At 70.6% G+C, this 26,788-nt stretch carries 27 protein-coding genes; 7 read left to right on the plus strand and 20 right to left on the minus strand.

Translation table 11 applies throughout. The features are described 5' to 3' along the window. Positions 1–193: 193 nt before the first annotated feature. The 14 genes from MPPM_RS22065 to MPPM_RS22130 all read right to left on the minus strand — a co-directional run bounded on the left by MPPM_RS22065 (position 194) and on the right by MPPM_RS22130 (position 12,660). Complete coding sequence (locus MPPM_RS22065) at positions 194–871, minus strand: response regulator transcription factor (RefSeq protein WP_096486891.1); 678 nt, start codon at positions 869–871, stop codon at positions 194–196. Beyond that, positions 868–1,464, minus strand: a complete 597-nt coding sequence (locus tag MPPM_RS22070; RefSeq protein WP_096486892.1) for an MxaH protein — start codon at positions 1,462–1,464, stop codon at positions 868–870. Before MPPM_RS22070 ends, MPPM_RS22065 begins: the two co-directional genes overlap by 4 nt. After that, positions 1,461–2,417: a YncE family protein gene (locus MPPM_RS22075; protein WP_096486893.1), complete on the minus strand. Its 957-nt coding sequence runs from the start codon at positions 2,415–2,417 to the stop codon at positions 1,461–1,463. The genes MPPM_RS22070 and MPPM_RS22075 overlap by 4 nt, the downstream gene beginning before the upstream one ends. Continuing rightward, positions 2,414–2,944 carry an SRPBCC family protein gene (locus tag MPPM_RS22080; RefSeq protein WP_096487972.1) on the minus strand — a complete coding sequence of 177 codons (531 nt, stop codon included), beginning with the start codon at positions 2,942–2,944 and terminating at the stop codon, positions 2,414–2,416. Before MPPM_RS22080 ends, MPPM_RS22075 begins: the two co-directional genes overlap by 4 nt. Further along, positions 2,944–3,954, minus strand: coding sequence for a vWA domain-containing protein (locus tag MPPM_RS22085; RefSeq protein ID WP_096486894.1), 1,011 nt, complete (start codon positions 3,952–3,954; stop codon positions 2,944–2,946). Before MPPM_RS22085 ends, MPPM_RS22080 begins: the two co-directional genes overlap by 1 nt. Beyond that, a complete protein-coding gene (locus MPPM_RS22090; RefSeq protein ID WP_096487973.1) occupies positions 3,951–4,577 on the minus strand; it encodes an MxaK protein in 627 nt (208 codons plus the stop codon). The genes MPPM_RS22085 and MPPM_RS22090 overlap by 4 nt, the downstream gene beginning before the upstream one ends. Continuing rightward, positions 4,577–5,641 carry a vWA domain-containing protein gene (locus tag MPPM_RS22095; RefSeq protein WP_096487974.1) on the minus strand — a complete coding sequence of 355 codons (1,065 nt, stop codon included), beginning with the start codon at positions 5,639–5,641 and terminating at the stop codon, positions 4,577–4,579. The genes MPPM_RS22090 and MPPM_RS22095 overlap by 1 nt, the downstream gene beginning before the upstream one ends. 5 nt (positions 5,642–5,646) lie before the next feature. Then, positions 5,647–6,570: a nonribosomal peptide synthetase MxaA gene (locus tag MPPM_RS22100; RefSeq protein WP_096487975.1), complete on the minus strand. Its 924-nt coding sequence runs from the start codon at positions 6,568–6,570 to the stop codon at positions 5,647–5,649. Positions 6,571–6,575: 5 nt separating this feature from the next. After that, positions 6,576–7,445 carry a DUF58 domain-containing protein gene (locus MPPM_RS22105; RefSeq protein ID WP_096486895.1) on the minus strand — a complete coding sequence of 290 codons (870 nt, stop codon included), beginning with the start codon at positions 7,443–7,445 and terminating at the stop codon, positions 6,576–6,578. Then, positions 7,442–8,473 (minus strand): AAA family ATPase, encoded by a 1,032-nt coding sequence (locus MPPM_RS22110; RefSeq protein ID WP_096486896.1) that lies wholly within the window; start codon positions 8,471–8,473, stop codon positions 7,442–7,444. The genes MPPM_RS22105 and MPPM_RS22110 overlap by 4 nt, the downstream gene beginning before the upstream one ends. 95 nt (positions 8,474–8,568) lie before the next feature. Beyond that, positions 8,569–8,859 (minus strand): methanol dehydrogenase [cytochrome c] subunit, encoded by a 291-nt coding sequence (locus MPPM_RS22115; protein ID WP_017484021.1) that lies wholly within the window; start codon positions 8,857–8,859, stop codon positions 8,569–8,571. 129 nt (positions 8,860–8,988) lie between these two features. Continuing rightward, on the minus strand, positions 8,989–9,582 hold the full coding sequence (gene moxG / locus MPPM_RS22120; RefSeq protein ID WP_026105450.1) for a cytochrome c(L), periplasmic: 594 nt from the start codon (positions 9,580–9,582) through the stop codon (positions 8,989–8,991). A 44-nt stretch (positions 9,583–9,626) separates the two neighbouring features. Continuing rightward, a complete protein-coding gene (gene moxJ, locus MPPM_RS22125; protein ID WP_096486897.1) occupies positions 9,627–10,505 on the minus strand; it encodes a methanol oxidation system protein MoxJ in 879 nt (292 codons plus the stop codon). A gap of 274 nt (positions 10,506–10,779) precedes the next feature. Beyond that, positions 10,780–12,660 carry a methanol/ethanol family PQQ-dependent dehydrogenase gene (locus MPPM_RS22130; RefSeq protein ID WP_096486898.1) on the minus strand — a complete coding sequence of 627 codons (1,881 nt, stop codon included), beginning with the start codon at positions 12,658–12,660 and terminating at the stop codon, positions 10,780–10,782. A gap of 370 nt (positions 12,661–13,030) precedes the next feature. On the opposite strand from MPPM_RS22130, the gene MPPM_RS22135 reads away from it, so the two are divergent. After that, positions 13,031–13,948: a S1 family peptidase gene (locus tag MPPM_RS22135; RefSeq protein WP_096486899.1), complete on the plus strand. Its 918-nt coding sequence runs from the start codon at positions 13,031–13,033 to the stop codon at positions 13,946–13,948. Positions 13,949–14,120: 172 nt separating this feature from the next. Beyond that, on the plus strand, positions 14,121–14,318 hold the full coding sequence (locus MPPM_RS22140; protein WP_096486900.1) for a hypothetical protein: 198 nt from the start codon (positions 14,121–14,123) through the stop codon (positions 14,316–14,318). 34 nt (positions 14,319–14,352) lie between these two features. On the opposite strand, the gene MPPM_RS22145 is transcribed toward MPPM_RS22140, so the two are convergent. Then, on the minus strand, positions 14,353–15,090 hold the full coding sequence (locus MPPM_RS22145) for a DUF4336 domain-containing protein (RefSeq protein ID WP_096487976.1): 738 nt from the start codon (positions 15,088–15,090) through the stop codon (positions 14,353–14,355). Between the two features lie 352 nt (positions 15,091–15,442). Between MPPM_RS22145 and MPPM_RS22150 the strand changes: the two genes are divergently transcribed. After that, a complete protein-coding gene (locus MPPM_RS22150; RefSeq protein ID WP_096486901.1) occupies positions 15,443–16,342 on the plus strand; it encodes an MBL fold metallo-hydrolase in 900 nt (299 codons plus the stop codon). An 11-nt stretch (positions 16,343–16,353) separates the two neighbouring features. Next, on the plus strand, positions 16,354–16,893 hold the full coding sequence (locus tag MPPM_RS22155; protein WP_096486902.1) for a DUF2243 domain-containing protein: 540 nt from the start codon (positions 16,354–16,356) through the stop codon (positions 16,891–16,893). 189 nt (positions 16,894–17,082) lie between these two features. On the opposite strand, the gene MPPM_RS22160 is transcribed toward MPPM_RS22155, so the two are convergent. Next, positions 17,083–18,000 carry an NAD(P)H-dependent oxidoreductase gene (locus tag MPPM_RS22160; RefSeq protein ID WP_096486903.1) on the minus strand — a complete coding sequence of 306 codons (918 nt, stop codon included), beginning with the start codon at positions 17,998–18,000 and terminating at the stop codon, positions 17,083–17,085. A 239-nt stretch (positions 18,001–18,239) separates the two neighbouring features. Here MPPM_RS22160 and glmU point away from each other — a divergent pair, with 239 nt between their 5' ends. Beyond that, a complete protein-coding gene (gene glmU, locus MPPM_RS22165) occupies positions 18,240–19,664 on the plus strand; it encodes a bifunctional UDP-N-acetylglucosamine diphosphorylase/glucosamine-1-phosphate N-acetyltransferase GlmU (RefSeq protein WP_244573378.1) in 1,425 nt (474 codons plus the stop codon). 161 nt (positions 19,665–19,825) lie between these two features. Next, positions 19,826–21,652 carry a glutamine--fructose-6-phosphate transaminase (isomerizing) gene (gene glmS / locus MPPM_RS22170; protein WP_096486904.1) on the plus strand — a complete coding sequence of 609 codons (1,827 nt, stop codon included), beginning with the start codon at positions 19,826–19,828 and terminating at the stop codon, positions 21,650–21,652. Positions 21,653–21,771: 119 nt separating this feature from the next. Here the strand turns inward: glmS and MPPM_RS22175 are convergent, their stop codons facing one another. Beyond that, entirely contained in the window at positions 21,772–22,206 is a 435-nt protein-coding gene (locus MPPM_RS22175; protein WP_096487978.1) for a GlcG/HbpS family heme-binding protein, read from the minus strand. A 272-nt stretch (positions 22,207–22,478) separates the two neighbouring features. On the opposite strand from MPPM_RS22175, the gene MPPM_RS22180 reads away from it, so the two are divergent. Beyond that, the gene (locus MPPM_RS22180) at positions 22,479–23,282 is read left to right on the plus strand and encodes a DUF502 domain-containing protein (RefSeq protein WP_096486905.1); all 804 of its coding nucleotides are present in this window, start codon (positions 22,479–22,481) and stop codon (positions 23,280–23,282) included. Positions 23,283–23,306: 24 nt separating this feature from the next. Here the strand turns inward: MPPM_RS22180 and MPPM_RS22185 are convergent, their stop codons facing one another. The 3 genes from MPPM_RS22185 to MPPM_RS28165 all read right to left on the minus strand — a co-directional run bounded on the left by MPPM_RS22185 (position 23,307) and on the right by MPPM_RS28165 (position 26,726). Then, positions 23,307–23,633, minus strand: coding sequence for a hypothetical protein (locus tag MPPM_RS22185; RefSeq protein WP_096486906.1), 327 nt, complete (start codon positions 23,631–23,633; stop codon positions 23,307–23,309). A gap of 287 nt (positions 23,634–23,920) precedes the next feature. Next, positions 23,921–26,050 carry an ATP-dependent DNA helicase RecG gene (gene recG, locus MPPM_RS22190; RefSeq protein WP_096486907.1) on the minus strand — a complete coding sequence of 710 codons (2,130 nt, stop codon included), beginning with the start codon at positions 26,048–26,050 and terminating at the stop codon, positions 23,921–23,923. 31 nt (positions 26,051–26,081) lie between these two features. Next, positions 26,082–26,726: a hypothetical protein gene (locus MPPM_RS28165; RefSeq protein WP_162296278.1), complete on the minus strand. Its 645-nt coding sequence runs from the start codon at positions 26,724–26,726 to the stop codon at positions 26,082–26,084. Positions 26,727–26,788: the final 62 nt, after the last annotated feature.

Genomic DNA, 26,788 nt, shown 5'->3' on the forward strand with positions numbered 1-26,788 from the left:
ATCGACCTCCGGCCGGCACCATCCAGATTCCCGCGCGGGCAGGGGGATGCTCCTGCGCCGTGACGGGACCTCGGCGAGGACGACATCGTCCGCCTCGAAGACGCCTACCACCGCGCCTGACGCCGACCCGGCGGAGCTGCGCCTGAGCCGCGTTCTCGAACGATGACGGGGCGGGCTCGCGTCTGCCCGCCCTTCACAGCAGCGCGTTGCGCCGGTTGACCGCGATCTGGACCAGCCCGGCGCGGGACTCGACGCCGAGCTTCTTGCGCATGCTGGAACTGGCGTTGATGATCGTGCGGTAGCTCACCGCCATGGCGCCGGCGATGGCCTCGTAGGACTTGCCCTGGCTCAGCAGCGACAGGATCTGCAATTCGCGGGCGCTCAAGGTCGCGAGCGGGGCGGGGCGGGCGCTGCGGTTCAGCATCGCCACATCGGTGGCGAGCGCGTGCGGCAAGTAGCCCTGTCCGGCATGGACGGCGTCGAGAGCCTCGATGAAGGCGTCCGGCCCGGCATCCTTGAGTGCGAAGCCGAGCGCCCCGCTCTCCAGCGCCCGGGAGACGAGCACCGGGTCGGCATGCATGCTGAAGACGAGGATGCGCGCCTTCGGGTCGAGCGCCCGGATCCGGCGGATCAGCGACAGGCCGGACAGGCCGTCGTCGCGGAAGCTCAGGTCGGCCACGACGAGGGCGGGGCGGTGCCGGTGGAACAGGCGGTAGCCCGAGACGATGTCGGCGGCCTCGTAGACGCGGGCCACGCCCGCCGCTTCGGCCAGCCGGCGCACCCCCTGGAGCACGATCGGGTGGTCGTCGATGACGAGGAGCGTCTCCGGCCGCGTCGGCGCGGTCCGGAGGGGAGCACGTCCGTCGCTCACGGCTGCCCTCCCGACGGCCGCTCCGGCGCGGCGATCTCCGGCCGCTCGCGGGCTTCGAGGCGGGCAAGTGCCGTGGCGTGGTCGGCGCCCTGAACGCGGGTGTTGTAGTAGTGCTGGCACATCTCGCCGTAGAGACTCTTGTGGCGCCCGCGCACCGACGCGACCGCGCCGAGGCCGTCGATCAGGCCGCGATAGGATTCCGTCTTGCCGATCTCGGACAACATCTGGCCGAGCTGCACCGTGCGGTTGGCGATCATGCGCTTGTCTTCCACGAAGGCGCTGCGCGCCCCGTCGAGGGATTCGCGCAGTTCCCTGACCGCGGCGGCGTCCGCGGGCAAGGGGTGTCCCGCCTCGCGGCCCGCGAGCCAGCGCGCCGGATCGGTGCCGTCGGTGGGCGAGAGCCAATCGGGCAGGTGATCCTCCGCGGTGGAGGCGACGATCGCTCCCTCGTCGCCGCGGTCGGGCGCCGCGTTCGATGCCTCGCTAGACGTTTCACCGCCGCGGTCGCAGGCGGAGAGGATCAGCAGGGCCGCGAGACATGCCGTGAGACATGCAGTGAGGCTTGCCGCGAGACCGGTGGCGAGCGCTCTCATCGCGGGGGTTCCTCGGTGGAAGCGGCGACGGCGAGGCTGCGCGGGCCTTCCGCGACCGGCAGCTGGGCGACCTCCTTCAGCGTCGCGAGATCGAGGACGGAGACGCTGTCGGAGAACCAGTTCGCGACGTAGGCCCGGCCGCCCTCGATCACGATGCCCTCCGGATAGCGCCCGACGCCCACCGTCGCCGCGATGGCGAGCGTGCCCGCATCGAGCACGGTGACCGTGGCGGCATGCTGGTTGGTCACGAAGATCCGCGCCCCGTCCGGGCTCACGGCGACGCCGTAGGGCATGGCGCCGGCCGGCGCGGTGGCGAGCGCCTTCAGCGCCTCCGTGTCGATCACGGTGAGATCGTTGCTGCGCACGTTGCCGACATAGAGGCGGCGCTCGTCGGGGCTCAGCGCCAGGGCGAAGGGCGCGGTGCCGGCAGGGATCGTCGCGAGCCGGGTCATCCGGGCGGTGTCGAACACGCTGATCTGATGGCTCTCCCGGTCGGCAACGAACAGACGGCCGGCGCGGTCGAGGACGATATGGGCCGGGTCGCGGCCGGTCTCGGCGGAAGCCTCGACCGTGCCGTCCGCGGTCGAGAGCCGGTCGACGCGGTGGCCCGCCCAGCCGGCGACGAACAGGGTCTTGCCGTCCGCCGACGCCGCGAGGCCGAAGGCTTGGCCCTTGTAGGGGAGACGGCGCTGCACCGCGCCGGTGGCGGCGTCGGCGACCGTGATCGCCTGCCCGTCGGGATGGCTGAGGAACACGAGGCCGCCGCCCGCGGCCACCGTGGCGGGCGCCCCCGCCACGGGCGTGTGGCCCGCGACCGTTTCCGCCTCGACGCGCGTCACCTGCGCCCCCTGCTGGCTCGCGACGTAGACCGTCGCGGCGCGCGCGGAGGGGCCGGCCGGCAGGCCGGCAAGCACAGGGGCGAGGATCAGCGCGGCGAGGGCGGGGCGGATCATTTCGCCTTGCCGCCCTCCACGGCCGCCTTCAGGCCCTTCAGCCCTTCCGAGAAGTACGTGTTCATCGCCGCCTTGCCGGCCTCGTCGCTGAGGTTCTCCGGGGGCTCGTTGCCGGTGTCGCCGCGGTAGAAGCGGCCCATCCACTCGACCTTGGAGCCGTCGCCCTCGGGGCTCACGGTGAAGGTCGCGGAGTAGGACGAGACCGGCAGCGCCTTCAGGTCCGGCTCGCCCATCCGGTAGGAATAGGTGCGCGCGTCCGCCTTGTACTCGTCCAGGCTCTCCTCGAGCTTGCCGCCGTTCTTGAAGGTCAGCGTGCGGGTGCCGCCGTCCTTGCTCCCGCTGCCCTCGGCCCGCTCGATCGCCGGGTGCCACTTTCCGATCCCGGCGAAGTCGCCGGCCACCTTCCACACGGCGTCCGGGCTCGCCTTGATCGTGATCGACTGCGAGACTTTTTGGGGCGTCGGGCCGTGGGCGAGCGCGGCGGTCGCGGCGAGCGCGAGCGGAAGAACGAGAAGGGACAGACGCATCATGAGGTCCTGCTGGGGGTGAAGGGTGTGAGGCGGGCGCGCAGCGCGTCCGCGAGGAAGCCGGCGAGCACCAGGGCGAGCGCCGCCGCGCCGAGAAAGGGGCGGAGGTCGAGCCGGCCGGGCAGGGGGCGCGGGGTGGCGGCGGCGAGGAGGGGCGCGCGCAGATCCGGCCCGTCGAGATGGGCGTAGGCGAGGCCGGTCTGGGCGGCCAAGGCCTTCAGATGCGGCTCGCGCACCGAGGAGAGATGCTCCTCGCCCCGCGCCGCGGCGCCGCCGAAGGGGGCGTTGCGCGGATTGTAGCCCTCGCGCGATTCCGCGTCGGCCGGCGGCGGCCCGAAGCGGTTCTCCTGCTGCACGTCCGATTCGGCGTAGAAGCCGGTCTCGCGGCCGCGGTCGTTGAATTTCGGGATCGGCGCGAGGCTGTAGCCGCCCGCCCCGACGATGAGGCCGCGCACCGCGCCGGGCTTGCCCTCGAAGGGCGGGATGCCGGTGGCGGGGAGCGGCGGCGTCTCCTGGCCGTCGGTGATGAACAGGAGGTCGGTGTCGAGTTCGCCCGCCATCGTGAGGGCGCGATGGAGGCCGGACGCGATGCGGCTGTCGCCCTCCCAGGCCATGCGCCAGTCGAGGCCTGCGATCGCGCCGTCGAGGGGGGCGAAGTCGGCGCAGACCTCGATCGGCGCGAACAGCAGGAAGGGACGCCGCTCGGTGAACAGCGCCAGCGCGAGGCGCGAGCCGCAGGGCAGTTCCGGCAGCAGGTTGCGCAGGGCCGCCTTGGCGATGTCGAGCCGGCTCGCCGGGCGCCCGTCGCGCGTATAGTCGCGCACGTTCATGCTGCCGGTGATGTCGACCACCGCCAGCACCGACACGCCCGAGCGGGTGAGCGGCAGCGGCGGCGCGACCATCGCCAGACCTGCGAGCAGCAGGGCGGCGGCGAGCGCCTGGAAGCGGCGGTCGCGCAGGTTTCTCGCGAACGGCAGTTCGGCCCAGACGCTGCGATCTGGCGTCGTCATGGCCCGCCTCGCGGCTGGCCGGGAATGTCGGTCCAGATCTGCTTGGGCTCGGCCTTCAGCTCGTCGCCGAACTTGCGGTCGAATTCCGGAAAATCGCGGATCAGGCGCGAGGCGACGTCGAAGTTGAACTTCGCGTCCCAGAAGTCGGGCCGCGCCTGGAGCGCCCGGCGGTAATCCTGGCGCGCGAGCGTGACCTGCGGACCCGCCTTGTCGAGTTCGCTGCGCTCGATCAGCCGGAAGGCCTCCCGGATGCGGGCATTGGCGACGACGTAGCGGGCGCGCGCCGAGGCGTCGGCAGAGCGCCGGCTGTCGAGGGTCTCCAAGAGCGGCTCGGTCTCACCGAGGCGATCGCGGAACGCGAGGAACTTGATGCGCGCGACGAGGAGCGGGTCGGCGGCGTCGGGCGGGACGGCGATGTCGCGCCCCGCTTCCAATTCGGCGATGGCCGCGTTGGTGCGCGCGTCCCGCCAGGCCGAGAGCGCGAAGGCGGCGGCCGCCGCCAGCAGCAGGATCGGCAGCAGCACGAGCAGGGTCGGTCGGAGCGTGCGCCAGCCCAGGCTCAAGCCCGCGCCGAGCCGGGCGCGCAGGGACGGCGCGGAGGCGTGAGGGAGGGCGGAGAGCATCATGCGGCGGCCTTTTCCGGCGCGGCCCGCGCGGGCTCGGCCGCAGCGGCATCCCGCTCACGGACGGGCATGCGCAGAAAATCGGTCTCGGCCAGCTTGGCGAGGACGAGGAGGAGCAGGCCGAGGGCGGCGAGCCCGTAGGCCCAGCCGGTCAGGTCGCGGCGGGGGCGCTCCTCGGTGTAGGGGATCGGGTCGCGCTCCAGCGCCTCGATCTGGCGCACGGCGCCCGCCACCGCGTCGGCGCCCTCCGCCTCGAAGGCGCGGTAGGGCACGCCGAGGCCCTTGAAGAACAGGTCGAGATGGCGCTCCGGCGCCGCCTGGGGCGTGTCCTCGCCCGCGGGCTTGTCATAGATCGAGGGCGAGCCCTTGGTGCGCAGGAACAGCCAGTAGAGGTTCGGCTGCACCCGTGCGAATTCCGCGCGCAGCTGCGCCTGGATGCGCGGATCGATCACCGCCGCCCCGTCCGAGACCAGCAGCAGCGCCCGCGACACCCCCGGCGCGCCCGCCCCGAACTGCGACAGCGCCATGCCGAGGCCGCGGGCGACGTTGGTGTAGTCGAGGCCCGGCCGGTCGATGGCAGCGATGGCCGCGCGCACGGCATCGTGCCGGTCGGTCATCGGCACGACCAGCATCGGCGCGGTGGAGAAGGCGGTGACGGCGAACTGATCGTGGGCGCGCTCGCCGACGAAGTCGCGCAGGATCCGCCGGGAGGCCATGGCCTTCGATTCCTCTGCCCCCGAGGGCTGCCGGCCGGCGAAGGTCTCGTTCATGCTCCCCGAACGGTCGATCAGCATCGAGATCTGCGCGCCGATGCCGGTGCGGGTCACCCGCTCGCCCGCGCGGTACGGGCCGGCCAGCGCCAGGACGAGGCCGCCGATCGCCAGCATGCCGGCGGCGGTCAGGGCGATGCGCAGGCCGGATGAGAGGGGATCCTCGGGCGCGGCGGCGACCGAGGCCACCGCGCTGCGCCGGGTGACGGACAGGAGCAGCGGCAGACCCGCCAGGGGCAGGAGCCAGAGCAGCCAGGGCGTGGCGGCCCCGACGGAGGCGAGAAGCGGGCTCACGGCGATCACGCGCTCCGCTCGACCGCGCCGAGCCGGCGCAGCAGGGCCTCGGCCTCGGGCAGGGGCAGCGTCGTGCCGGCCCCGGCGGTGTCCCGGCCGAAGAAGGCCAGCCGCGAGGCCGAGAAGAATTTTTGCAGTCCGCTCGCCTGCTCCCGGAAGGCGGGATGGCGCCCGAGGAAATCCGGCAGGTCGTCGGCCAGCACCCGGCGGCCGTCGGTGGCGTCGAGGCCGCGATGCAGGGCGAGCAGCGCCTCGCGGTACAGGGTTTCCCCTTGCGAGCGCCGCTTGGCCCGGCGGAGGGCTTTCAGCGCCTGCGCGAACGGCCGGTCCCGGCGACCTCCAAAGATCCACCACGCCCGGTCGTAGGCGAGCAGCACCAGCGCCAGGGCGGCAAGCGCAAGGAAGCCGGCCGCCGAGGCCAGCGCCGGCTGCGGATCGAGCCGCGGGGCGCGCCCGTCGGGCCGGAGGTACTCGGCCGGGTCGTCGCGGCGCTCGGGCTGCACCTCGCGCAAGGGCGAGACGCCGATCTTCCAGGCCGGGACCTGCGCCACCGCCGTGGTCGATCCGTGGGCGCCGGCGCTCTCGACGGTGACGGGAAAGCCCGGCACTTCGAGGGTGCGGGCGTCGAGCGCGACGTAAAAGTCCTGATAGGTCAGGCGCAGGCGGATCACGGGTGCGCCGTCGGCGCCGCGGCCCTCCTCCACCCGCACGTCGCGCAGGTCGAGCCAGTAGGTCACCGGGCCGGGCTTCGGCAGGGAGGGGCGCTGCAGGAAAAAACCCGGATCGGTGCGGATCTCGGCCAGCACCTGCACGAGGTCGCCCTGGAAATAGCCGAAGGCGCGGGGCGTGCGCAGCTCGACGCCGCGCACCTGCGCCGAGGCGGGCAGCGACACCAGCGCGAGAAGGAGGGCGAGGGGCGGCAGGCGCATCGCGCTCACGTCGTCATCAGGTGGCGGCTGAGCGCTTCGGCGTCGAAGCGGTCAGCGAGCCGGAAGGGCGGACGGGCGAAGGGCGCGCAGATCCGGCGCAAGCGCTCGACGCGCTCCGCCTCGCGGGCGATCCAGCGGCGGCGCACGGACGGGCGCAGGAAGACGAGGCGGCGCCCGGCGCCCTCCAGATCGTCGAGTTCCACGAGGCCCCAACTCGGCAGGCCCTCGTCCTCGGCGGAATCGGCGAGCAGCACCGGCGTCACGTCGTGCAGCGCCAGCGCCGAGAACACGGCCTCGATCAAGGCTTCCGGCCAGCGGAAGTCGGAGACGAGGAAGATCAGCTTCGGGCGCCCGGCGAGACGGCGCGCCGCCTCCAGAAAACCCTCGGCGCCGCGTCCCTCGCAGGCCGCCTCGCCGAGGCGCGCGGCGGCGACCTGGGCGGCGGCGCGGTGGCGGGTCGCGGGGAGGAAGAGGTCGTCGCGAAGCGTCCGGTCGCAGGCGATCACGCCGAAGCCGTCGCCGATCCGCGTCGCGGAGCGGGCGAGCACGGTGCAGAAGGCTTGCGCCAGCGCGCGCCGGTCGGCCCGGCCGCGGAAGCGCATCGAGGCGGAGAGATCGACGAGCGCCCAGGTCTCGACCGGGCTGCGCGCCTCGAAGCGGCGCACGAACACGCCCTCGAACGGATCGCGCAGGGACGCGCGCAGGTCGATGCGCCGCGCATCCGGCAGGCGCAGGAAGCTGACGGGATCGCGGAACGTGCCGAGCCCGCCGGCATCGCGGCCGCGATGGGCGCCGACCCGATGTCCGCCCGGCCGCCAGCGCGGCAGGTAGATGATGTCGGCCCCGTCCTTGACCGCGTCCTCCGGGCCGCTCACGGGGCCGGCACCGTCTCGAACACCGCGCGGATCAGGTCGGGCACGATCTGCGCGCGGCGCATCTCGTAGACCGGTTCGAGGAAGACGCGGTGGGCCATCACCTCGGGGAAGACGGCGCGGATGTCCTCCGGCACCAGCCAGTCGCGGCCCTCGAGCCAGGCGCGGACGCGGGCGGCGCGCACGAGGAAGGCGACGCCGCGGGGCGAGGCGCCGCCCTGGACGAGGCGGTCCATGTCGATCCCGGGGAGCCGGATGCCGGCGGGGCCGGGGCGCACCAGCGCCTCCCACAGGCCGACGACGTAGGCCTCGATCGCCGGCTCGGCCGAGATCGCGTGCTGGATCGCGCTGGCGATGGTGCCGATGCGGTCGTGATCGAGCACGCCGGCCGCGACTTCTTCGGTCAGCCGGTCGGTGTCGTGGAAGCGGGGATCGAACACCAGGGCGCGGCGGGCCTCCGGATCACGGGGCGCCTCCATGCCGATCTCCATGAGGAAGCGGTCGCGGGCGGCGGCCGGCAGCTCGAAGGTCTCCTCGCGCTCGACCCGATTGCGGTCGGCGAAGACTTGGAGGTTGGGGAAGCGGTACTCGCGGTTGAACGCGGTGACGCTGCGCTCGGCCATGATGCGCAGGAGCAGGGCGTGGACCTGGGGCCGGGCGCGGTTGATCTCGTTGAAGAAGAAGACCGAGAGGTCCTCGGCCTGCCGCAGCACCGGGCCCGGCTCGACCCGCGGGCGGCCGTCCTCGCCGAGATAGGTGTGATAGATCAGATCGGTGGGCATCATGTCGACGGTGCCCTCGACGCGCTCGTAGGCACCGCCGAGGGCCCGCGCCACCGCGCGCAGCAGCGTGGTCTTGCCGACGCCGACATCACCTTCGAGCATGACGTGGCCGCGGGCGAAGATCGCGATCGTGAGCAGGCGGATCGCCCGCTCCTGGCCGACCACGGCCTTGGCGATCTCGCGCTCGAAGCGCGCGGCCGCCTCCCGCCAGTCGGTGAGCATGGCGTCGCCGGGGGGCAAGGTGTTCATTCGCCGATGTGGCCTTTGTTTCTTGCTTAAGACGCCATGGCGCAACGAAGCCGACGCGTTCACCCTCCCCCGCAAGGGGGAGGGTTCGCGCTTGATCAGTTCGCCGAGATCTTGCTGACGTCGTATTCGAACTTGCCGGTCTTCTTGAAGTTCTCGACCCGCTTCTTGTTGCGCTCTTCCATCTGCTTGATGGAATCGGCCTGCTTGTTCAGCTCCTTGGGATCGTGCTTGGGGTCGTACTTGGAGCCGGCGATCTTTTCCGGGAAGCCGGGCTTCGGCTCCCAGCAATTGCCCGGCGCCTTGCACTTGGTGCCGTCATAGGCGAGCGCCGGAGCGGCCATCCCGGCGAGGGCGACGACGGCGGCGGCGATGAGAGTGGTCTTCATGGTTTCCTCCACTTTTTGAGACGTGCTCTTTTTGGGCCTTGCTCTTTCAGGGGATCGCGCCGCGAGCGGCGACGTGATCCCATCGGCCCCTCGATCGCGCCGGTCGACCCGGCCCGAACCCCGAAAGGATCACTGCTCCAGCGGCTTGCACTGGCCCTTGGCGTCCTTCGGGATGACTTCGCCCTGCTTGTAGGGCGTGTAGGCCTTCTTCTGCTCGTCGTTGAGCCACAGCGCGTCCTGCTTCGGCCCCGTGTAGAGGTGGCGGATCCAGGCGATGGTCTGCAGCATCTCGTCGGGCGTCAGGTTCTCGTTGTGCGGGCCCATCATGCCGTTGGCGCCGCCGAAGATCGTCGCGAACAGGCCGACATCGGTCGTGTTGGACGGGTAGGTCCAGTAGTTGTCGTTGAGGCCCGGCCCGAGCTTGCCCTCGGCGAGATGCCCGTGGCAGCCCGAGCAGGAGGTCGCGTAAAGGCTCTCGCCGTTGCGCAGGCAGGACTTGTCGTCGATGTAGCTGTTCTCGCCGGTCTCGAAGAACTTCTTCACCGCCGGGGTATCGCGCCCGCCCTCCTTGCCCTGCGTGACGTCCAAAGCCTCGCCGGTCACGGTGTTGCGGAACACCACGCCCGTCTGCGGTCCGGATTGGGGCTGGGCGAGCGCGGGCAGGGCGCTGCCGGCGAGCACGAGGCCGAGCAGGGCGGTTCCGATCGTTGTACGCTTCATCATTGTCTTGTTCTTGTTCCTCATCGCGGTGCCGTTCGTCCGGCGGCTCAGTTCGAGACGGGCAGCACGGGCACGCCCTCCTCCTTCAGGATCGCCTCGATCTTGGGCTTTGCCTTCTCCAGGGCGGCGTCGAGTTCCGCCTTGAGGGCCGTGTCGTCCTTGCGCACGCCCATCGACTGGTCGAAGCTCTGCGGCATCTTCTGGCCGTCGCTGCGGGTGGTGTCGTCGGGCACCGGGGTCATGCGCAGCTTGGTCGAGGAATCGCGCACGTAGCGGGCGACGTCGGGCCCGAAGGCCACGCCGACCTCGGCCTTGCCGGAGGCGACCTCGCTCACCATCCGGGCCGGATCGATCTGCGTGTACTGATTCCGCGGCGCGCGAAAGTTCACCAGCGAGTAGAGGTAGGCCATGTCCTCCTCGTAGCGGCCGATATCCTTGAGCATCGCCTCGCCGGGGGTGCCGAAGCCGACCACCATGTGGCTCACCTGCTTCAGCCGCGGGTCGGACCAGGACCTGATGTCGAGATCCCGGTCGGCGCGGGTGAGGAAGACGTAGCCCGAGCGGTAGTACGGCTTGCTGGTGAGCACCCGGGGATCGTCGGAATCGAGCCCGACCACCACGTCGCAGGTCTTCTTCTCCAGCCCGTCGCGCACGAGGTAGATCGCCGGTTTGCCGAGCCACACGAACTGGGCCTTGCGTCCCATCGCCTCGGCGACGGCGGTGGCGATGCGGTTCTCGAGCCCCGAGCCGTCCTTCATCGAGAGCGGGGGCTGCTCGGCGGCGCAGACGCGCAGGGAGCCGACATCGGGTTTCGCGGCCGCGGCGGCCTTCTGATCCTGCGCCAGGGCGGGCGCGCACAGGCCGGTCAGGGCAGCGAGGGCGACGGCCGAGGCGACGGCCCGGCGGCGTCCGTTCACGAGCGACATCTTCGTTTCCTCTGGATTATTCTTATGACGTCTTGGCGCGGGGCTCAGGCTCTCGATCGGACGTCCTCATCGGGATGTCCCGGCCTGCCCACCACGCATCTCCCGTGCAGGCCGCCGCTGGTGCCGGGGCATCGGCACGCTTGGAGGACACGTCCTGCGGAGAGCGGAGCGGGATGGTGCGGACCCGGCCGCGGGTTTTTCGAAGGCCCGCACCATCCCAAGCCGTGTCCCTCCCCCGCGAGGGGGAGGGGTGCCTTGTCGTGAGGTTCCGGCCTTACTTGGCGGCCGACTTCCACTCGCCGACGTTCGGGTCGTCGTAGGGACCCTTACCGTCGAGCGAGAACACGATCACGCCGCCGCCCATCTGGGTGTAGTTGGCGAGCTTCTTGAAGGCGCCCACCGCGCCGAGACCGGCGGTCGGATCGGCGAGGTCGAACACGAGGCCGACACCCGGCCAGCCGCCGACGCCGTAGTAGATGGCGACGTACTGCGTGCCCTTGTGGGTGTAGGTCATCGGGTAGCCGATGGCGCCGGACGGGATCTTGAACTTCCAGAGGAGATCGCCGTTGTCGGAATCGCGCGCCTTCAGGTAGCCGTCGAGCGTGCCGTAGAAGACGAGGTCGCCCGCGGTGGCCATGGTGCCGCCCCACACGGCGAAGCGCTCCATCTTCTCCCACTTATAGTCGCCGGTGATCGCGTTGTACGCCTTGATCTGGCCGAGACCTTCGTAGTTCTGACGGTCGCCCTTCGGGCCCGGATACATGTTCAGCGTCGCGCCGACGAAGAACTGACCCGCACGATAGGGCAGCATGAAGGGCTCCCAATCCATACAGATGTGGTTGATGCCCATGAAGAACAGTTCACGCTTCGGATCGTACGAGTCGTGACCCTGGTTGTGGTAGCCCATCGCCGAGGGGCAGATGTCCTTGGCGAGGTGGTCCATCCGGGTGCCGTATTCCGGATCGCGCACCGGCTGGCCGGTCTTGAGATCCACCGACTTGAACACGTTGACCGTGTCGTCGAGCTTGTTGGCCGAGACCAGTGAGCCGTCGGTGCGGTCGAGCGTGTAGACGATGCCGTTGCGGTCCGGATGGGTCAGCAGCTTGCGGGTCTTGCCGTCCTTGTCCTTCTGCTCGGAGAGCATCATGACGTTGACGCCGGCATAGTCCCACTCGTCGTGCGGGGTCTTCTGGTAGCCGAACTTGGCCTCACCCGTGTCGGCGTCGCGGCCGAAGATCGTCATCGTCCACTTGTTGTCGCCCGGGCGCATGGTCTCGTTCCACGGCGCCGGGTTGCCGGTGCCGAAGTAGATCAGGTTCGTGCCCGGATCGTAGGCGTACCAGCCCCAGTTGGTGCCGCCGCCGATCTTCCAGGCATCGCCCTCCCAGGTGCCGGTGCCGAGGTTCTTCTGGCCGTAATGGGGGTTCTTGATGTTGAAGTCGGAGGCCAGCAGCAGGTCCTTGTCCGGACCCGTCGCGTAGGCGCGCCACACCTGCTCGCCGGTCTTGACGTCGTAGGCGGTCAGGTAGCCGCGCACGCCGAGCTCGGCGCCCGAGGAGCCGATGATCACCTTGTCCTTGACGACATAGGGGGCGATGGTGAGCGTCGAGCCGACCTTGATGTCGGAGTTCTCGACCTTCCACACCGTCTCGCCGGTCTCGGCGTTGAGCGCGGCGACGTTGCCGTCGAGCTGGGTCTTGAGGATCAGCGCCGGGGTCTTGCCGTCGCCGGGCCAGTAGGCGAGGCCGCGGTTGACGAGGTCGCAGCAGGCGACCGCGCGGGCAGCCGGGTTCTGCTTCGGCTTGTCCTGCCACAGGATCGTGCCCGGATCGTCGAGGCCCAGCGCGAAGGTGTTGTTCGGGAACGAGGTGTGGATGTACATCTTGCCGTCGACGACGAGCGGCGCGCCCTCGTGGCCGTTCAGCAGGCCGGTCGAGAACGTCCAAGCCGGCCGAAGCTGCTTCACGTTGCTCTTGTTGATCTGCTTCAACTCACTGTAGTTGTCCGAGTCGTAGTTCTTACCGGGCATCACCCAGTTTTCGTCTTTCTTCGACAACTCGACCAGCTTGTCGTTGGCGTATGCGGCGCTCGACAGCGCGGCCGGCGCGAGCGCCAGCATCGCCAGGGCCGAGACCGATGTCACAAACCTGCTCATCCTGCGTCTCCTCACTGAACCGCCTCGCCTTTCGGCCTCGCGGTATCTCTCAGACGTTCTGCTGAGGTTCCAGGCTCGCTTCGAAGTCCTTCGAAGTGCCGCATCGTGGAACTAAGAGGATTCTTAGATCGCTGCGGTCTTATAAAAGACTTATTAGCGCCCCTTCGCCTATATTTTCTAGGCTTTGATTGGACGAGATGTCTTTAGCTGGTCGGACATTTCTTGTCGGGACGATAAGGTAATTCTAAAAATGCCAAGACGTAGCGTCGCAGCCCTTGCGGGTTGGCTTGACCGCCGCCGGGACCCGTCGCACCACTAGCGTCAACGGGTCCTCGCGAAGCGGCCCGGTGCAGCGGGAGGCTTGTCGGCGATGGCGCAGGGGCGGCGCGCACGGCGCGTTCTGGCGGTGGGCGGCATGCTCGCTGTGGTTGCGCTGGCTCGCGGTGGCGCCTCGGCCGGAGGCGATCCGACGCACCTGTCAACGCCGCTGTCGCCGAACCCGCCGACTAGGACTGCCCCGGCGGCAGGCGATTCCGCGGGCGGCGTGAGCCGCAGCGCCGCGCTCTATCCTCGTGACGGACGCCGCGAACTGACGAGCGGCGACCGTGCCCGCTATCCGGGGGCGGGCGTCCTCTGGTGCCGACGCTCGGACGGGGTGCCGCAGAAGGCCGCGGCCGCGTGGCTGATCGGCACGGCCTCGACCGTGATGCTGAACGCTCACAACTTCCGGAACCGGCAACTCGAGACGACGCGGCCCGTCGGCGACTGCTATTTCCAGATCGGCGGCCGCAACTACGACTTCGTCGCCGAGAGCCTGCGCCTCGGCGTGGCCGCGGACGCGACGCGGCTCCACATCACCGACGACTGGGCGCTGCTGCGCCTCGCCCGCCCTGCCGACGCGCTGCGCCAAGCCGTGCCGGAGGCGGCCCTCGACCTGTCCACGGGCGACCTCGCGCTGCCCGTGACCCTGGTCGCCCCCGGTGGTCACCAGAACTACCGCGGCGACAGCAGCCTGGAGACCTGCACGGTCCGCCGGATCGATCCGCCGACGGAAGGGGGCATCCGGCGTGCCCGCCACGATTGCAACGACGGCTACGGCGGCTCCGGTTCGGGACTGTTCGACGAGGCCGGGCGGCTCGTGGCCATGCAGAGCGCCTCGCTCTCCATGAACTCCCGCCACGCCTTCGACATCGAGTTCCACTACGGCTCCGCCTTGCTCATCGAGGGCGAATTGCTCGATGCCCTGAGGCGGGCGCAGCGGGAGGATGTGGCCCCCCAGGCGCCGTGACGGGTTCGGTGAGCGGAGCCATCCACACGCCTCAACCGAGAGAAATTCTGTGGGCCGGTCCCGTGGCGCGGGGCGCCCCCGGCCGGGCGGCGCGGCGGAATGCGCCCGGAACACCCAGCGAAAACCCAGGTTGCCCGGACTTCCAGCCGAGAAACCGGGAGACGACATCCGCATGTCGAAGCATCTGAAGACGGACACGCCGAGCGATGCCGACCTCAAGGGCAATCCGGGCATCGGGCAGTCGAAGGGGATGACCGGGACGGACCCGGAGGCGATCCGGGGCGATTCCACCGTCGAGGGCAATGTCGCCAACGAGACCACGCCCGAGGGCGGGGTCGATCCCGATCATCGCGGGCGGACGAACGCCTGAGCGATCGCCCGAGCGGTCCGTGGTGCTGCCTGTCTCAGTCGAGCAGCCAGCGGAGGGAGCGGCGCAGTTCGTCCGTGCCGTTCCGGTCGAACCAGGCCCCGTGGCTGAACACGACCCGCTCCGGCGCCAGGGCCACGAGCCGGGCGGCGGCGCGGGCCGCCTCGTGCTTGCGCAAACGCACCACCAGCCGGAGATAGATCGGCGCGCGTCCGTCCGGCGCGGTCGCCCCGGCGATCCGCAGGAGCGGGCGCATCAGGGGCGGCAGCTTGCCCGGTTCCAGGTTCAGCACGAGGTCGGTCAGGATCAGCGTCGCCGAGGCGGCGTGGAAGAAGGCCACCTCCCGGAATCCGAAGCCCCCGGGCACCACCACCTGCGTCAGGTCGCCGGCCCATTCGGGCGGCGCCGAATCACCGAGATCGCGGTCGAGCCGCACGCCCGCCTGGCGGACCTGCCGGCGCTCGCGCAGGTTCGGGGCGGCCCAGGTCAGGGCCTGCGGGCAGTGGCGCTGCCACGCCTTCAGATAGGTCCAGTGGGCGACATTGGGCGCGACGAGGTGGCGGATCGGCCCGAGCGCCTCGATCTCGCGGTGCAGGCCCGCGTCGTAGCGGGTCGGGGAGTGCAGCCAGACGCCGCCGTCCGAGAGCCGCACCACGCTCATGCGCACCGGCAGGGGCATCATCCCCGCGGCGTGGATCGGCCCGCTATCCACGATCCACAGGCCGAAGGCCACGGGCTTGATCCGGTCGAGGGGCGGGTAGGTGGGATCGCTCACGGCATCGGGCCCGGATTCGAGGGTCGCAACGGACGCTATCATGGAGCCGGCGCTCGGCAGCCGCATGACAGGAACGGGACGGCGGCACGGGGCGACCCGTCGCGAGAGGCGCGCCCGGTGATCGCGAAGGCGGATCGTCGTGCCGGCCTTGTAGCCTTCCAACCTCGCCTTCCTCGCGAAGTTTCGGAGCGAAGTTTCGGGGGGCAGCCCAGGGGCGGTCCTTTTCGTCCGGCTTTCCCGCCCGTCGCGGCGCGGGAACAAAACGCTTTCGCGCCGGCCTTTCCGTGATGACCGATCCCGCACGGCCGGCGCGCCGGCCGGCGGCTCGTTTCCCCTCGCACAGGAGAAGGCTATGGCGCAGCAGATCCCGATCAGCCGCCAGGCCCGCGCCGACGATCCGCGGGCCGATGCCGAGCGCGACGACGGCACCCACGAAGTCGCACCCGATCTCGCCTATCGCCGTCTCGTTCTGGCCAATGTCGTGTTCGTCGGCTCTCCCGGTGCCGGCGACCGCAACTGGGTCCTCGTCGATGCCGGCATTCCCGGATCGAAAGCCGCGATCCGCAGCGCCGCCGCCGCCCGCTTCGGCGAGGGCGCCCGACCGGCGGCGATCGTGCTGACCCACGGCCATTTCGACCATGTCGGCGTGCTGGAGGATCTGGCGCAGGAGTGGGATGTCCCCGTCTTCGCCCACGGCCTGGAGCGCCCCTATCTCGACGGCAGCGCCGCCTATCCGGCACCGGATCCGAGCGTCGGCGGCGGGCTGATGGCGCGCATCGCCCCGCTCTACCCGACCAAGCCGGTGGATGTGTCGGCGCGCCTGCACCTGCTGCCCGCCGACGGCAGCGTGCCGCCGATGCCGGGCTGGCGCTGGCTGCACACGCCGGGCCACGCGCCGGGCCACGTCTCGTTCTGGCGCGAGGCCGACCGCAGCCTGATCGCCGGCGACGCCTTCGTCACCACCGCCCAGGAATCGGCCTATGCCGTGGTGACGCAGGAGCCGGAGATCCACGGACCGCCGATGTACCTTACCCTCGACTGGTCGGCCGCGGGCGGCTCGGTGCGCAGCCTCGCCGCGCTCAGGCCCGAGCGGGCTGTGACCGGCCACGGACGTCCGCTCCAGGGACCGGAGCTGCGCCGCGGCCTCGACGCCCTGGCGCAGGACTTCGAGCGCGTCGCCGTGCCGGATCAGGGCCGCTACGTCGAGACGCCGGCGCGGGCCGAGGACGGCTCCGCCTACCGCTCGCCGTGAGGCCAACGGCGATGGGGCCCGACAATCAGGCTCGGCCGCCCGATCCGGCACGGTCCGACGCCGACTTCCCGGTCGCGGCGGGCGTGCTGTTCGGGCTCGGGCTCGGCGGCTTCTTCGACGGCATCGTGCTGCATCAGGTGCTGCAATGGCACCACATGCTCAGCGCCTGGTACCCGATCACTTCGATCGAGAACCTCGAACTCAACACGCTGTGGGACGGCATCTTCCACAGCGCGACCTACGTCTTCGTTGTGATCGGGCTGTTCATCCTGTGGCGCCGGGCGCGGGGGCGGCATCTGCGCTGGTCGAACCGGGCGCTCATCGGCAGCCTGCTCGTCGGCTGGGGGCTGTTCAACCTCGTCGAAGGGCTGATCGACCACCAGTGGCTCGGCGTTCACCACGTCAACGAGCGGGTGGCGCGCGAGCACTGGCTCGCCTGGGATCTCGGCTTCCTCGCCTGGGGCCTCGCCATGCTGCTGGGCGGCGTCTGGCTGCTGCGGCGGGCCGGCCGCGGGCCGGGCGGGGCCGCTCAGGCGGCGCTGCGGCGATGAGGCGGGCGAAGGCGGGCGGTCTGCGGCGAGGCTCACGGCGGGTCCTGCCCTGGTTCGTCCTAGTCGGCGGCCTCGGCCTCGCGACGATGCCGGCATGGCGTGGGTTGGCGTTCGGTGTCCGGCTGGGCGCCGAGGACCTGCTGCAGATCCGTTGCCTGCCGTGGTGAGAGAGCCCGCGCCCGAAGCGCCTCACGTCGTCGATTGTGCCCCGCGCTCCGCCGCCTCGGTGCCCGGCACGGCCCCCTTCGCCGCCACGTGGCGCACGAAGGTATCGATCCAGGCGTCGAAGCGAGCTATCGCCGCCTCCTCGGCGGCCATGTCGTCGGCCTGATCGTCGGCATAGGCGCGGCCGATCCCCGTCTCGGCATGGCTCCACAGGGCGTCCGGCACCTCGATTCCGCTGTAGCGGCACTGCCAGACGAGCCCCTGATAGGCGAGGCGCTGGTCGCCGCCATAGGGTTCCCGGTCCGGATCAAACCAATCCTTGTGCCGCAGGATCTTGGGACGTCCCGCGGCGTCGAGTTCATTGCCGCCCTCGTTGCCGTAACAGAAGAAGGCGGCGCTGCGACCTTCCAGATGGTTTCGCGTCAGTTCGGGCCAGAGGGCGGAGCGCTCCAGCGCCTGCGCCTTGAGCGTGCTCTTCTTGTCGATCAGGTCGGGCCGCGGATTGCCGCCGCTCATGCAGACGAGCCGATCGAACAGCGCCTTGAGATTCGTGGTGGGGCCGTACCACCAGACCGGGCCGATGAAGGCCCAGGCATCCGCCCGGGCGAGCCGCGGATAGAGCCGCTCGTTCCACATCAGGTCGGGCTGGTGGTCGCTGTCCGGGCCGTAGCAGTTGCAGGGCCAGACGCAGAGCGCCATCGAGCTGCCGACGCAGCCGTTGCAGCCCTGGATCTTCGGCTTGCCGTGCTCGTTGCCGAGATCGACGTGGTCGGCCTGCCATCCGGGCGGCAGCCGGGCCAGCATCCGGTGCATCAGGAAGCGCGCCTTGCCGTCGAGGCCCGGGCAGCCGTCGAGGCGCCGGGCGGAGCCCGCCACGAGGAGCACCTTGAGCGGACGCTCTTCGAGGGGGAGGGTCTCCGCGGCGGCGGCGAATTCGTCCAACGGGGGCCGCTCCTCTGGCGGTATGCGCGTCCGAGGGGACGCACCGGGTGCTGGGGCGAACCGCGGCTGCCCGCCGCGGTTCCCGTTCCGCCCTATCGGCGGGCACCCTTCGCGCCCGCCGTCCGATCGGTTAAACCGGCCGCCGATTCAGTGTCTCTCACGGGGCTCGCGCTGCGCCGCCCCGGCCCGGCGGCCGAACGGTTCGTGAGACACGCTCAAACGGCAGGAAGCGGATTTCGATGACGGCAGGCACGAACCCAGGGTCGCTGGCTACAGGGGCGCTGGCACAAGGGGCGGCGGACGGCTTCACGGCGATCGTGCTCGCCGCCGGCAAGGGCACGCGGATGCGCTCCGACCGGCCCAAGGTGCTCCACGCGCTCGCCAACCGCTCGATGCTCGGCCACGTGCTCGCCGCCGTGCAGGAGGCCGGCGCGTCCCGCCTCGCCGTGGTGGTCGAGCCCGGCCGCGAGGACGTCGCCCGCGAGATCGAGCGAATGGCGCCCGGCGCCGGCGTCCACCCCCAGGCCGAGCGCCTCGGCACGGCCCACGCGGTGCTCGCCGCCCGCCCGGCGCTGGAAGGCGGACAGGACGTGATCGTCGCCTTCGGCGACACGCCCCTCATCACGGCCGAGACCTATACGCGGCTGCGCGCGCCCCTGCGCGAGGGCGCGGCGGTGGCGGTGCTGGCCTTCGAGGCCGCCGACCCGACCGGCTACGGGCGCGTCCTGACGGAGGGCGGCCGCGTCCGGGCGATCCGCGAGGAGAAGGACGCCTCGGAAGACGAGCGGAGCGTCCGCCTGTCGAATGCCGGGCTGATGGCGCTCTCGGGTGCCCTCGCCCTCGGCCTCCTGGAGCGGATCGGCAACGACAACGCCAATCGCGAGTACTACCTCACCGACGCGGTGGCGCTGGCCGTCGCCGACGGGCTTCCCGTCGCCGTGGTGCCGGTGGCCGAGGCGGAGGCGCAGGGGGTCAACGACCGGGTGCAGCTCAGCCAGGCCGAGGCCACGATCCAGGCGCGCCTGCGCCGCGCGGCCCAGCTCGGCGGGGCGACGCTGATCGCCCCCGAGACGGTGTTCCTGAGCGTCGACACGGTGCTCGGCCGCGACGTCGTCGTGGAGCCGCATTGCGTGTTCGGCCCCGGCGTCGTGGTGGGGGACGGCTGCACCATCCGCGCCTTCTCGCACCTGCACGACGCCCGGCTGATGGAGGGCGCGGATATCGGCCCGCACGTGCGCCTGCGCGGCGGCGCGGTGCTGGAGGCCGGCGTCCACCTCGGCAACTTCGTCGAGATCAAGAACGCGACCCTGCACGCGGGCGCGAAGGCGTCCCACCTGACCTATCTCGGCGACGCCGAGATAGGGGCCGGCGCCAATATCGGCGCGGGCACCATCACCTGCAACTATGACGGCGTGTCGAAGCACCGCACGATCATCGGCGCGGGCGCCTTCATCGGCTCGAACTCGGCCCTGGTAGCGCCGGTGAGCGTCGGCGCCGGTGCGCTGGTCGGGGCCGGCTCGGTCATCACCCGCGACGTGCCGGGGGACGCGCTCGCCGTCGCGCGCGGGCGGCAGATCACCCGCGAGGGGGCAGCCAAGACCCTGCGCGAGACGTTAAAGGCGGCCAAAGCCGCGAAGGCGGCCCGCGCGGCGCAGCCGGATTGAGCGGCGCCCGAAGCGCTGGCCTTATCGCGGTCCGGTCCTTACAAGCTCAGGGTTCGCGCCACGCCTAAGGTCCAGCCCTTGCACAGCAGAGGGCCGGGCCTGGGACCTGTCCCGCTTTCGGGGCATCGGGCGTCTGTCTTTGGTGACTTGCAGGATCGGCCATGTGCGGGATCGTCGGCATCGTCGGGCGTGAGTCTGTCGCGGGGGCGCTGGTCGAGGCGCTGAGGCGGCTCGAATATCGCGGCTACGATTCGGCCGGCATCGCCACCCTGGAGCGAGGCCGGCTCGACCGCCGCCGGGCGGAAGGCAAGCTCTCGAACCTCGAGCGCAAGCTGGTCGAGGCACCGCTTCCCGGCGCCATCGGCATCGGCCATACCCGCTGGGCCACGCATGGACGCCCCAACGAGACCAACGCCCACCCGCACGCCACCCCGCGGCTGGCCGTGGTCCATAACGGCATCATCGAGAATTTTCGCGCGTTGAAGGGCGAGCTCGAGGCGGCGGGCGCGCGCTTCGAGAGCGAGACCGACACCGAGGTCGTGGCCCAGCTCGTCACGCACCTGATGGAGCAGGGGCTCGGACCGGTGGCGGCGGTCGCGGCGGCGCTGCCGCGCCTGCACGGCGCCTTTGCCCTGGCCTTCCTGTTCACGGGCGAGGAGGACTTCCTGATCGGTGCCCGCCACGGCGCGCCGCTGGCCATCGGCTTCGGGCAGGGCGAAACCTATCTCGGTTCCGACGCCCTGGCGCTGGCGCCCTTCACCGACGAGATCACCTATCTCGAAGAGGGCGATTGGGCGATCCTGACCCGCGACGGTGCCGAGATCCGCGACATCACCGGTGCGGCGGTGCATCGGCCGCGTCAGCGGATCGCGACCCAGGCCTTTCTCGTCGACAAGGGCAACCACCGCCACTTCATGGCCAAGGAGATCCACGAGCAACCGGAGGTCGTCGGCCGCACGCTCGCCCAGTACATCGACATGGCCCGCGGCCAGGTCGTCCTGCAGGAGACGCTGCCCTTCGATTTCGCCCGGCTCTCGCGCCTCTCGATCACCGCCTGCGGCACCGCCTATTACGCCGGCTTGGTGGCCAAGTACTGGTTCGAGACCCTGGCGCGGCTGCCGGTCGAGATCGACGTCGCCTCCGAGACCCGCTACCGCGAGCCGCCGCTGGAGCGGGACGGGCTGACGCTGGTGATCTCGCAATCGGGCGAGACCGCCGACACGCTCGCCTCGCTGCGCTACGCCAAGGCGCAGGGCCAGCACACGCTGGCGGTGGTCAACGTGCCGACCTCGACCATCGCCCGCGAATCCTCCGCGGTGATGCCGACCTTCGCCGGTCCCGAGATCGGGGTGGCCTCCACGAAGGCGTTCTCCTGCCAGCTCACGGTGCTGCTGTGCCTCGCGCTTGCCGCGGGACGCGCCCGCGGCATCCTCGATGCGGGGCGAGAGCGCGCCATCGTCGACGCGCTCATCACCGCGCCGGGCCTGATGGCCGAGGCGGTCAAGATGGAGGCCGAGGTCGAGGGGCTCGCCCGCGAGATCGCCAAGGCCCGCGACGTGCTCTATCTCGGCCGCGGCACGAGCTATCCGATGGCGCTCGAAGGCGCCCTGAAGCTCAAGGAAATCAGCTACATCCACGCCGAGGGCTACGCGGCGGGCGAACTCAAGCACGGGCCGATCGCCCTGATCGACGAGAGCGTGCCGGTGATCGTGATCGCCCCCCACGACGCGATCTTCGAAAAGACGGTGTCGAACATGCAGGAGGTCGCGGCCCGCGGGGGCAGGATCATCCTCGTCGGCGACGCGAAAGGTGCAGCCGCTGCCGGCCTCGACACGCTGGCGACGCTGACCATGCCGGACGTGGATCCGGTGATCGCGCCGATCGTCTACGCGGTGCCGATCCAGCTCATCGCCTACCACACCGCCGTCTTCATGGGGAAAGACGTCGATCAGCCGCGCAACCTGGCGAAATCGGTGACGGTCGAGTGATCCGGGATCCGCTCGATCGAAGCGGACCCCGAATCGATCGTCTCGAAGGGGTCAGCTGGCTCTAGGAAGAGCGGGCAGGAGCACGGATGGCCCCTGCCGCCTTGTTTCCGCCCGCGGAATCAGGTGCGCCAGGGGTGATCCGGCAGTTCGGTATCGCCGATCGCGCTGGCCCCCGCGAGCGCCACTGCGTCGTCGTTCTCCACAGAGGAGCCGCTGACGCCGATGGCGCCCGACATCTCGCCGTCCGCATCGACGATCGGAATGCCGCCGGGGAAGGTGATCAGGCCCTGGTTCGAGTGCTCGATGCCGTAGAGCGAGCCGCCCGGCTGCGACAGCGAGCCGATCTGTCCCGTCTTCATGCCGAAGAAGACGGCGGTCTTGGCCTTCTTCTGGGCGATGTCGATGGAGCCGACCCAGGCGCCGTCCATGCGGTGGAACGCCTTCAGATTGCCGCCGGAATCCACCACGGCGATACACATCTGCGTGCCGAGTTCGACCGCCTTGGCGCGCGCGGCTTGAATCGCTTTTTCCGCCTGCTCGATGGTGACGTGCATCGCGTCCACTCCCTGAAACTTGGCCACAACGGGCTGCATCGAGGTAAGATTTCGCGGCCCTCGATCAAGTTGCCTCGCGCGCCACTCATACCGAATCCACCCGTCGAATCCGCTCGTTCCCTCCTGGATGGCGGATTAGGGGCCCGCTCAATCGGCACTCGGGCGCCGACGACTCTTGAGCCGTCCGTGCGCAGCCGCTAGGTCTCTGCCCGGAGAGCCGGAGGCCGGAATGCGCCGTCCGCCCGCTCGTTCCGCCTCCCTGAGGTGCATGCGTGGCGCCGACCCTCTCGCCGATTCCGGACGCTCCGGAACCCGCCTCGTCCAAGACGCGCGTCAGCGCCCGCGGCCGGTTGCGGACCTACTTCCTCACCGGCGTGATCGTCGCGGGGCCCCTCGCGATCACGATCTACATCACGTGGTGGTTCATCGCCTTGATCGACGGCTGGGTGAAGCCGCTGGTGCCGGCGAGCTACCTGCCCGACCACTACCTGCCGTTCTCGATTCCGGGCCTCGGTCTTCTTATCGCCTTCGTGGCGGTGACCCTGCTCGGCTTCCTCACCGCCAACCTCGTCGGGCGTTCGGTGGTGGAATTCGGTGAGGTGCTGCTGGCGCGCACGCCCGTGATCTCCGGCCTGTACCGGGGCCTTCGTCAGATCTTCGAGACCCTGTTCTCGGCCAACGGCACCTCGTTCCGCACCGTCGGCCTCGTGGAGTTCCCGGTGAAGGGAACGTGGTCGGTGGTGTTTCTCTCGGCCCCCGCGGCGAACGAGGTGCAGGGCGCGCTCCAGGCGAAGGAGGGCGGCGGCCACGACTATGTCGGCGTGTTCCTGCCCTGTGCACCGAATCCCACCACGGGATTCTTCTTCTACCTGCCGCGGGCCGAGATCGTGGAGATCAACATCAGCGTGGACGACGCGGCCAAGCTCGTGATGTCGGCGGGCGTGATCCAGCCGGAGGATCCGCGGGCCGGCTTCCATGCCATGGCCGCCTCCCTGCGCCAGGCCCAGATGGCGGAGGACGAGGCCGCCCCCGAAACGGAAAAAGCGCGCCGGGAACCGGCGCGCCCTGATCTCTGAGGCCGTCTGCGAGGCGTCGCCGCCTCAGTGGCGCAGCGAGGCTTTCTCGACCGGCAGCGTCGGCGGGGTCGCGTCGGCGACCTGATGTCCGGTCACGGGGCGGGCAACCGGCGAGGACCAATCGGTTGCGATCTGGGCGGTCAGCAGCAGGGCGAGCCCGGCGCAGAGAGCATTGGCCGCGATCCAGAGCCGGCGCGAGGATTGCCGCACGGCGCTGACGAGCGCGTCCGTCGTGGTCTCGTCGCGCGTCTCGCGATCCGAGATCGGCATGAGCCAGGGTTCGACGGAGAGCGCATCGGCTCCCCAATTCTCGGAGGAACCCGGCAGGCGTTGGAACGGTGCGATCGACATCGCGATCCTCCTTTTTTCCAGTGGCACCCCGGTCTACGAGGCCGTTTGTTCATCTCCAGTTAAGCGGCAATTTGGGCAGATACAAGGTAATTTCGCTTTTTCTGCCTGCACTGATCCTCGGCAGAAGCGCGAGAATGAGACAATAAATCACTGATTTTATTGATAAATCGCTGCGATGGCGCGCAGCGTTGCCGCAGGCGCTCGCCGTTTTGTCCGGCCGCAAGGTTCCTGAACGGACCGTTCAGACGTCCGCGAGCCTGAACGGAAATCTGAACGGAATCGCTCGGTCAGCCCGCTCCGATCAGCCGGATCGCCGCCTCGCGCTCGAACAGGTAGAGCAGCACCCGCAGCGCCCGGCCGCGCTCGCCCGAGAGCCGCGGGTCGCGCTCGACGATCAGCCGCGCATCGTCGCGGGCGGCCTCCAAGAGGTCGCCGTCGCTCTCCAGCCGGGCGAGGCGGAAGGCGGCCATGCCGGATTGCCGGGTGCCGAGCACCTCGCCCTCGCCGCGCAGGCGCAGATCCTCCTCGGCGATGCGAAACCCGTCCTCGCTCGAGCGCATCATCTCCAGCCGCGCCTTGGCGACTTGGCCCAAGGGGCCACGGTAGAGCAGCAGGCAGGAGGAAGCCTTCGAGCCGCGCCCGACCCGGCCGCGGAGCTGGTGGAGCTGGGCCAATCCGAAGCGCTCGGCATGCTCGATCACCATGATGGTGGCCTCGGGCACGTCGACGCCAACTTCCACCACCGTGGTCGAGACGAGCACGCGGGTGCGGCCGGCGGCGAAGGCCTCCATCGCCGCATCCTTCTCCGGCCCCGGCATCTTGCCGTGGATCAGGCCGACCGCGTCGCCGAAATGCTTCTGAAGATCCTCGAACCGCTCGGCGGCGGCGGCGAGATCGACATATTCCGATTCCGCCACCAGCGGGCAGATCCAGTAGACCCGGTCGCCGGCCTGCAGCGCCCGGTGCAGCCCCGCCACCACCTCGTCGATGCGCTCCACCGGCACGGTGATGGTCTTGATCGGCTGGCGCCCTGCGGGCTTCTCGTCGAGCACCGAGACGTCCATGTCGCCGAAGAAGGTGAGCGCGAGCGTGCGCGGGATCGGGGTCGCGGTCATCACGAGGATGTCGACCGCCTCGCCCTTGGCGCCGAGCGCGAGGCGCTGGTGCACGCCGAAGCGGTGCTGCTCGTCCACCACCGCGAGGCCGAGGTCGCGGAAGGCTACCGCTTCCTGAAACAGGGCGTGGGTGCCGACCACGATGTCGATCTCGCCCGCGGCGAGATCCGCCAGCGTCGCCCGGCGCTCGGCGGCCTTGTCCCGGCCGGTGAGCAGGCGCAGGCGCATGGCACCGGCCAGCGGCACCAGCCGCTCGTAGTGCTGGCGCGCCAGGATCTCGGTCGGCGCCATCAGCGCGGCCTGCCGCCCGGCTTCCACGGCGGAAGCCATGGCGAGCAGCGCCACCGCAGTCTTGCCGGAGCCGACATCGCCCTGGAGCAGGCGCAGCATCCGCCGCTCGGAGGCCATGTCGGCGCGGATTTCCTCGACCGCCCGCGCCTGGGCTCCGGTCAGCGCGAAGGGCAGGGCGGCCTCGACGCGCTCTTTCAGATGCCCGTCGCCGGCATTGACCCGGCCGGCCTTCCGCCGCTGGCGGGCGCGCACCAGGGCGAGCGCGAGCTGCGAGGCGAGCAACTCGTCGTAGGCGAGGCGCTTGCGCGCGGGACTGGCGGGGGGCGCCTGGCCCTCGACCGGGGGAGGGGGCGCCTCCTCCGGCCGGTGCTCGATGCGCAGGGCCTCGGCGAAGGCTGGGAAGCGGTTGCGGGCGAGGTATGACGGATCCTGCCACTCGGGCAGGACGGGGAGCCGGTCGAGGGCGCCGTGGACGATCCTGCTGATGACCCGCGAGGTCAGCCCCTCGGTCGCGCCGTAGATCGGCTCGACCGCGGGCAGGCTGGCGAGCCCCGCCTCGTCGAGGATGCGCGAGGGATGCACCATCTGCCGGGTGCCGTCCCACAGGTCGATCCGCCCCGAGACGTAGCGGTGGCTGCCCACCGGAAGCATCTTCTCGATGCGCCCCCGCGGCATGCCGAAGAAGACGAGGCTGATATCGCCGGTCCCGTCCTCCACCAGCACCCGGAAGGCGCGCTTGCCGAGCATCGGCGGCCGGTGGGCCACCACGGTGACGCCCAGCGTGACGGGCTCGCCCGTCGGCGCATCGCGGATCGAGCCGCAGAGCGGCCGGGCGACGCCACTCTGGGGCAGGTGGAACAGCAGGTCGGCGACCCGGGCCGGCCGCTCCTCGGAGCCGAGCAGCTTCTCGATCAGCGGCGCGATCTTCGGCCCGACGCCGGGCAGGCCGCGGGCCGGGGCGAAGAGCGGGTCGAGGATGCTGGGGCGAAGGCCGGGGGCGTCGTCGGTCATCGGAAGGTGGGTTGGAGGAGCGGGGTGCCCGTCACCGGGCGGCGCGCTCCTTCAGGATGAAGGTGGCCCGCTCACGCACGGACGGGCTCTTGTCGTCGGCCAGTTGTCGGACCAGGGCGAGCATCGCGTCGTCGAGCCCGGAACGATGCCGGACCAGGGCATCGCCCGCCACCCGCCGCACGATGGCGGAACGGTCCTGCGCGCCCTGCACGACCAGGGTCTCCACGTCCGAGCTCCGAACGAACCGGCGCTCCCCGATTACGCGAACGCGGCGAGCCAAGCCATAGGACTTGTCGACCCATTCCCGCCGGTATCCTTCGGGCCATGTCGCCCGCTCCTCGATCAGGAAGCGCAGGGCGTAGGCCCGGACGGAAGGCAGGAAGGCGCGGCGGGCCAGATCGGGGAGGAAAGGGTCGAGGCCGGGCCACCGACAGGCGCGTCGGAGCAGGTGTCCCATTCGCCCGCCTCGGGCTGTGCTCAAGCGCTCGACGAGCCGCTCGCACACCTCCGGCCGCGTCATGAGATCGTCAAGGATCGCCCGGTTGCCCGCTCCGTCCTCCTGCCAGCGCTGCCATTCATGCATTCGCTCGAGAAGGAAGGGCAGGGCCTCGGCGAGGACATCCGCGCCGGTCCGCGGAAAGACGCGCGCCGCGCAGTTCCGCGCCGCCTCACGCACGGGGGCGCCCAATCATTGAGGCAGTAGGCGATCGCGGCGACGTCGAAGGCCGTCCGTGCAGG

It is taken from the genome of Methylorubrum populi (assembly GCF_002355515.1).
Lineage (GTDB): Bacteria > Pseudomonadota > Alphaproteobacteria > Rhizobiales > Beijerinckiaceae > Methylobacterium > Methylobacterium populi_A.

Coding starts and splice junctions, on each gene's coding strand:
- glmS (WP_096486904.1), top strand. CDS start 19,826: ATGTGCGGGATCGTCGGCATCGTCGGGCGTGAGTCTGTCGCGGGGGCG.
- MPPM_RS22070 (WP_096486892.1), bottom strand. CDS start 1,464: ATGAGAGCGCTCGCCACCGGTCTCGCGGCAAGCCTCACTGCATGTCTC.
- MPPM_RS22080 (WP_096487972.1), bottom strand. CDS start 2,944: ATGCGTCTGTCCCTTCTCGTTCTTCCGCTCGCGCTCGCCGCGACCGCC.
- moxJ (WP_096486897.1), bottom strand. CDS start 10,505: ATGTCGCTCGTGAACGGACGCCGCCGGGCCGTCGCCTCGGCCGTCGCC.
- MPPM_RS22175 (WP_096487978.1), bottom strand. CDS start 22,206: ATGCACGTCACCATCGAGCAGGCGGAAAAAGCGATTCAAGCCGCGCGC.
- MPPM_RS22150 (WP_096486901.1), top strand. CDS start 15,443: ATGGCGCAGCAGATCCCGATCAGCCGCCAGGCCCGCGCCGACGATCCG.
- MPPM_RS22090 (WP_096487973.1), bottom strand. CDS start 4,577: ATGCTCTCCGCCCTCCCTCACGCCTCCGCGCCGTCCCTGCGCGCCCGG.
- MPPM_RS22155 (WP_096486902.1), top strand. CDS start 16,354: ATGGGGCCCGACAATCAGGCTCGGCCGCCCGATCCGGCACGGTCCGAC.
- MPPM_RS22130 (WP_096486898.1), bottom strand. CDS start 12,660: ATGAGCAGGTTTGTGACATCGGTCTCGGCCCTGGCGATGCTGGCGCTC.
- glmU (WP_244573378.1), top strand. CDS start 18,240: ATGACGGCAGGCACGAACCCAGGGTCGCTGGCTACAGGGGCGCTGGCA.
- MPPM_RS22135 (WP_096486899.1), top strand. CDS start 13,031: ATGGCGCAGGGGCGGCGCGCACGGCGCGTTCTGGCGGTGGGCGGCATG.
- MPPM_RS22075 (WP_096486893.1), bottom strand. CDS start 2,417: ATGATCCGCCCCGCCCTCGCCGCGCTGATCCTCGCCCCTGTGCTTGCC.
- moxG (WP_026105450.1), bottom strand. CDS start 9,582: ATGATGAAGCGTACAACGATCGGAACCGCCCTGCTCGGCCTCGTGCTC.
- MPPM_RS22100 (WP_096487975.1), bottom strand. CDS start 6,570: ATGCGCCTGCCGCCCCTCGCCCTCCTTCTCGCGCTGGTGTCGCTGCCC.
- MPPM_RS22115 (WP_017484021.1), bottom strand. CDS start 8,859: ATGAAGACCACTCTCATCGCCGCCGCCGTCGTCGCCCTCGCCGGGATG.
- MPPM_RS22185 (WP_096486906.1), bottom strand. CDS start 23,633: ATGTCGATCGCACCGTTCCAACGCCTGCCGGGTTCCTCCGAGAATTGG.
- MPPM_RS22140 (WP_096486900.1), top strand. CDS start 14,121: ATGTCGAAGCATCTGAAGACGGACACGCCGAGCGATGCCGACCTCAAG.
- MPPM_RS22110 (WP_096486896.1), bottom strand. CDS start 8,473: ATGAACACCTTGCCCCCCGGCGACGCCATGCTCACCGACTGGCGGGAG.
- recG (WP_096486907.1), bottom strand. CDS start 26,050: ATGACCGACGACGCCCCCGGCCTTCGCCCCAGCATCCTCGACCCGCTC.
- MPPM_RS22085 (WP_096486894.1), bottom strand. CDS start 3,954: ATGACGACGCCAGATCGCAGCGTCTGGGCCGAACTGCCGTTCGCGAGA.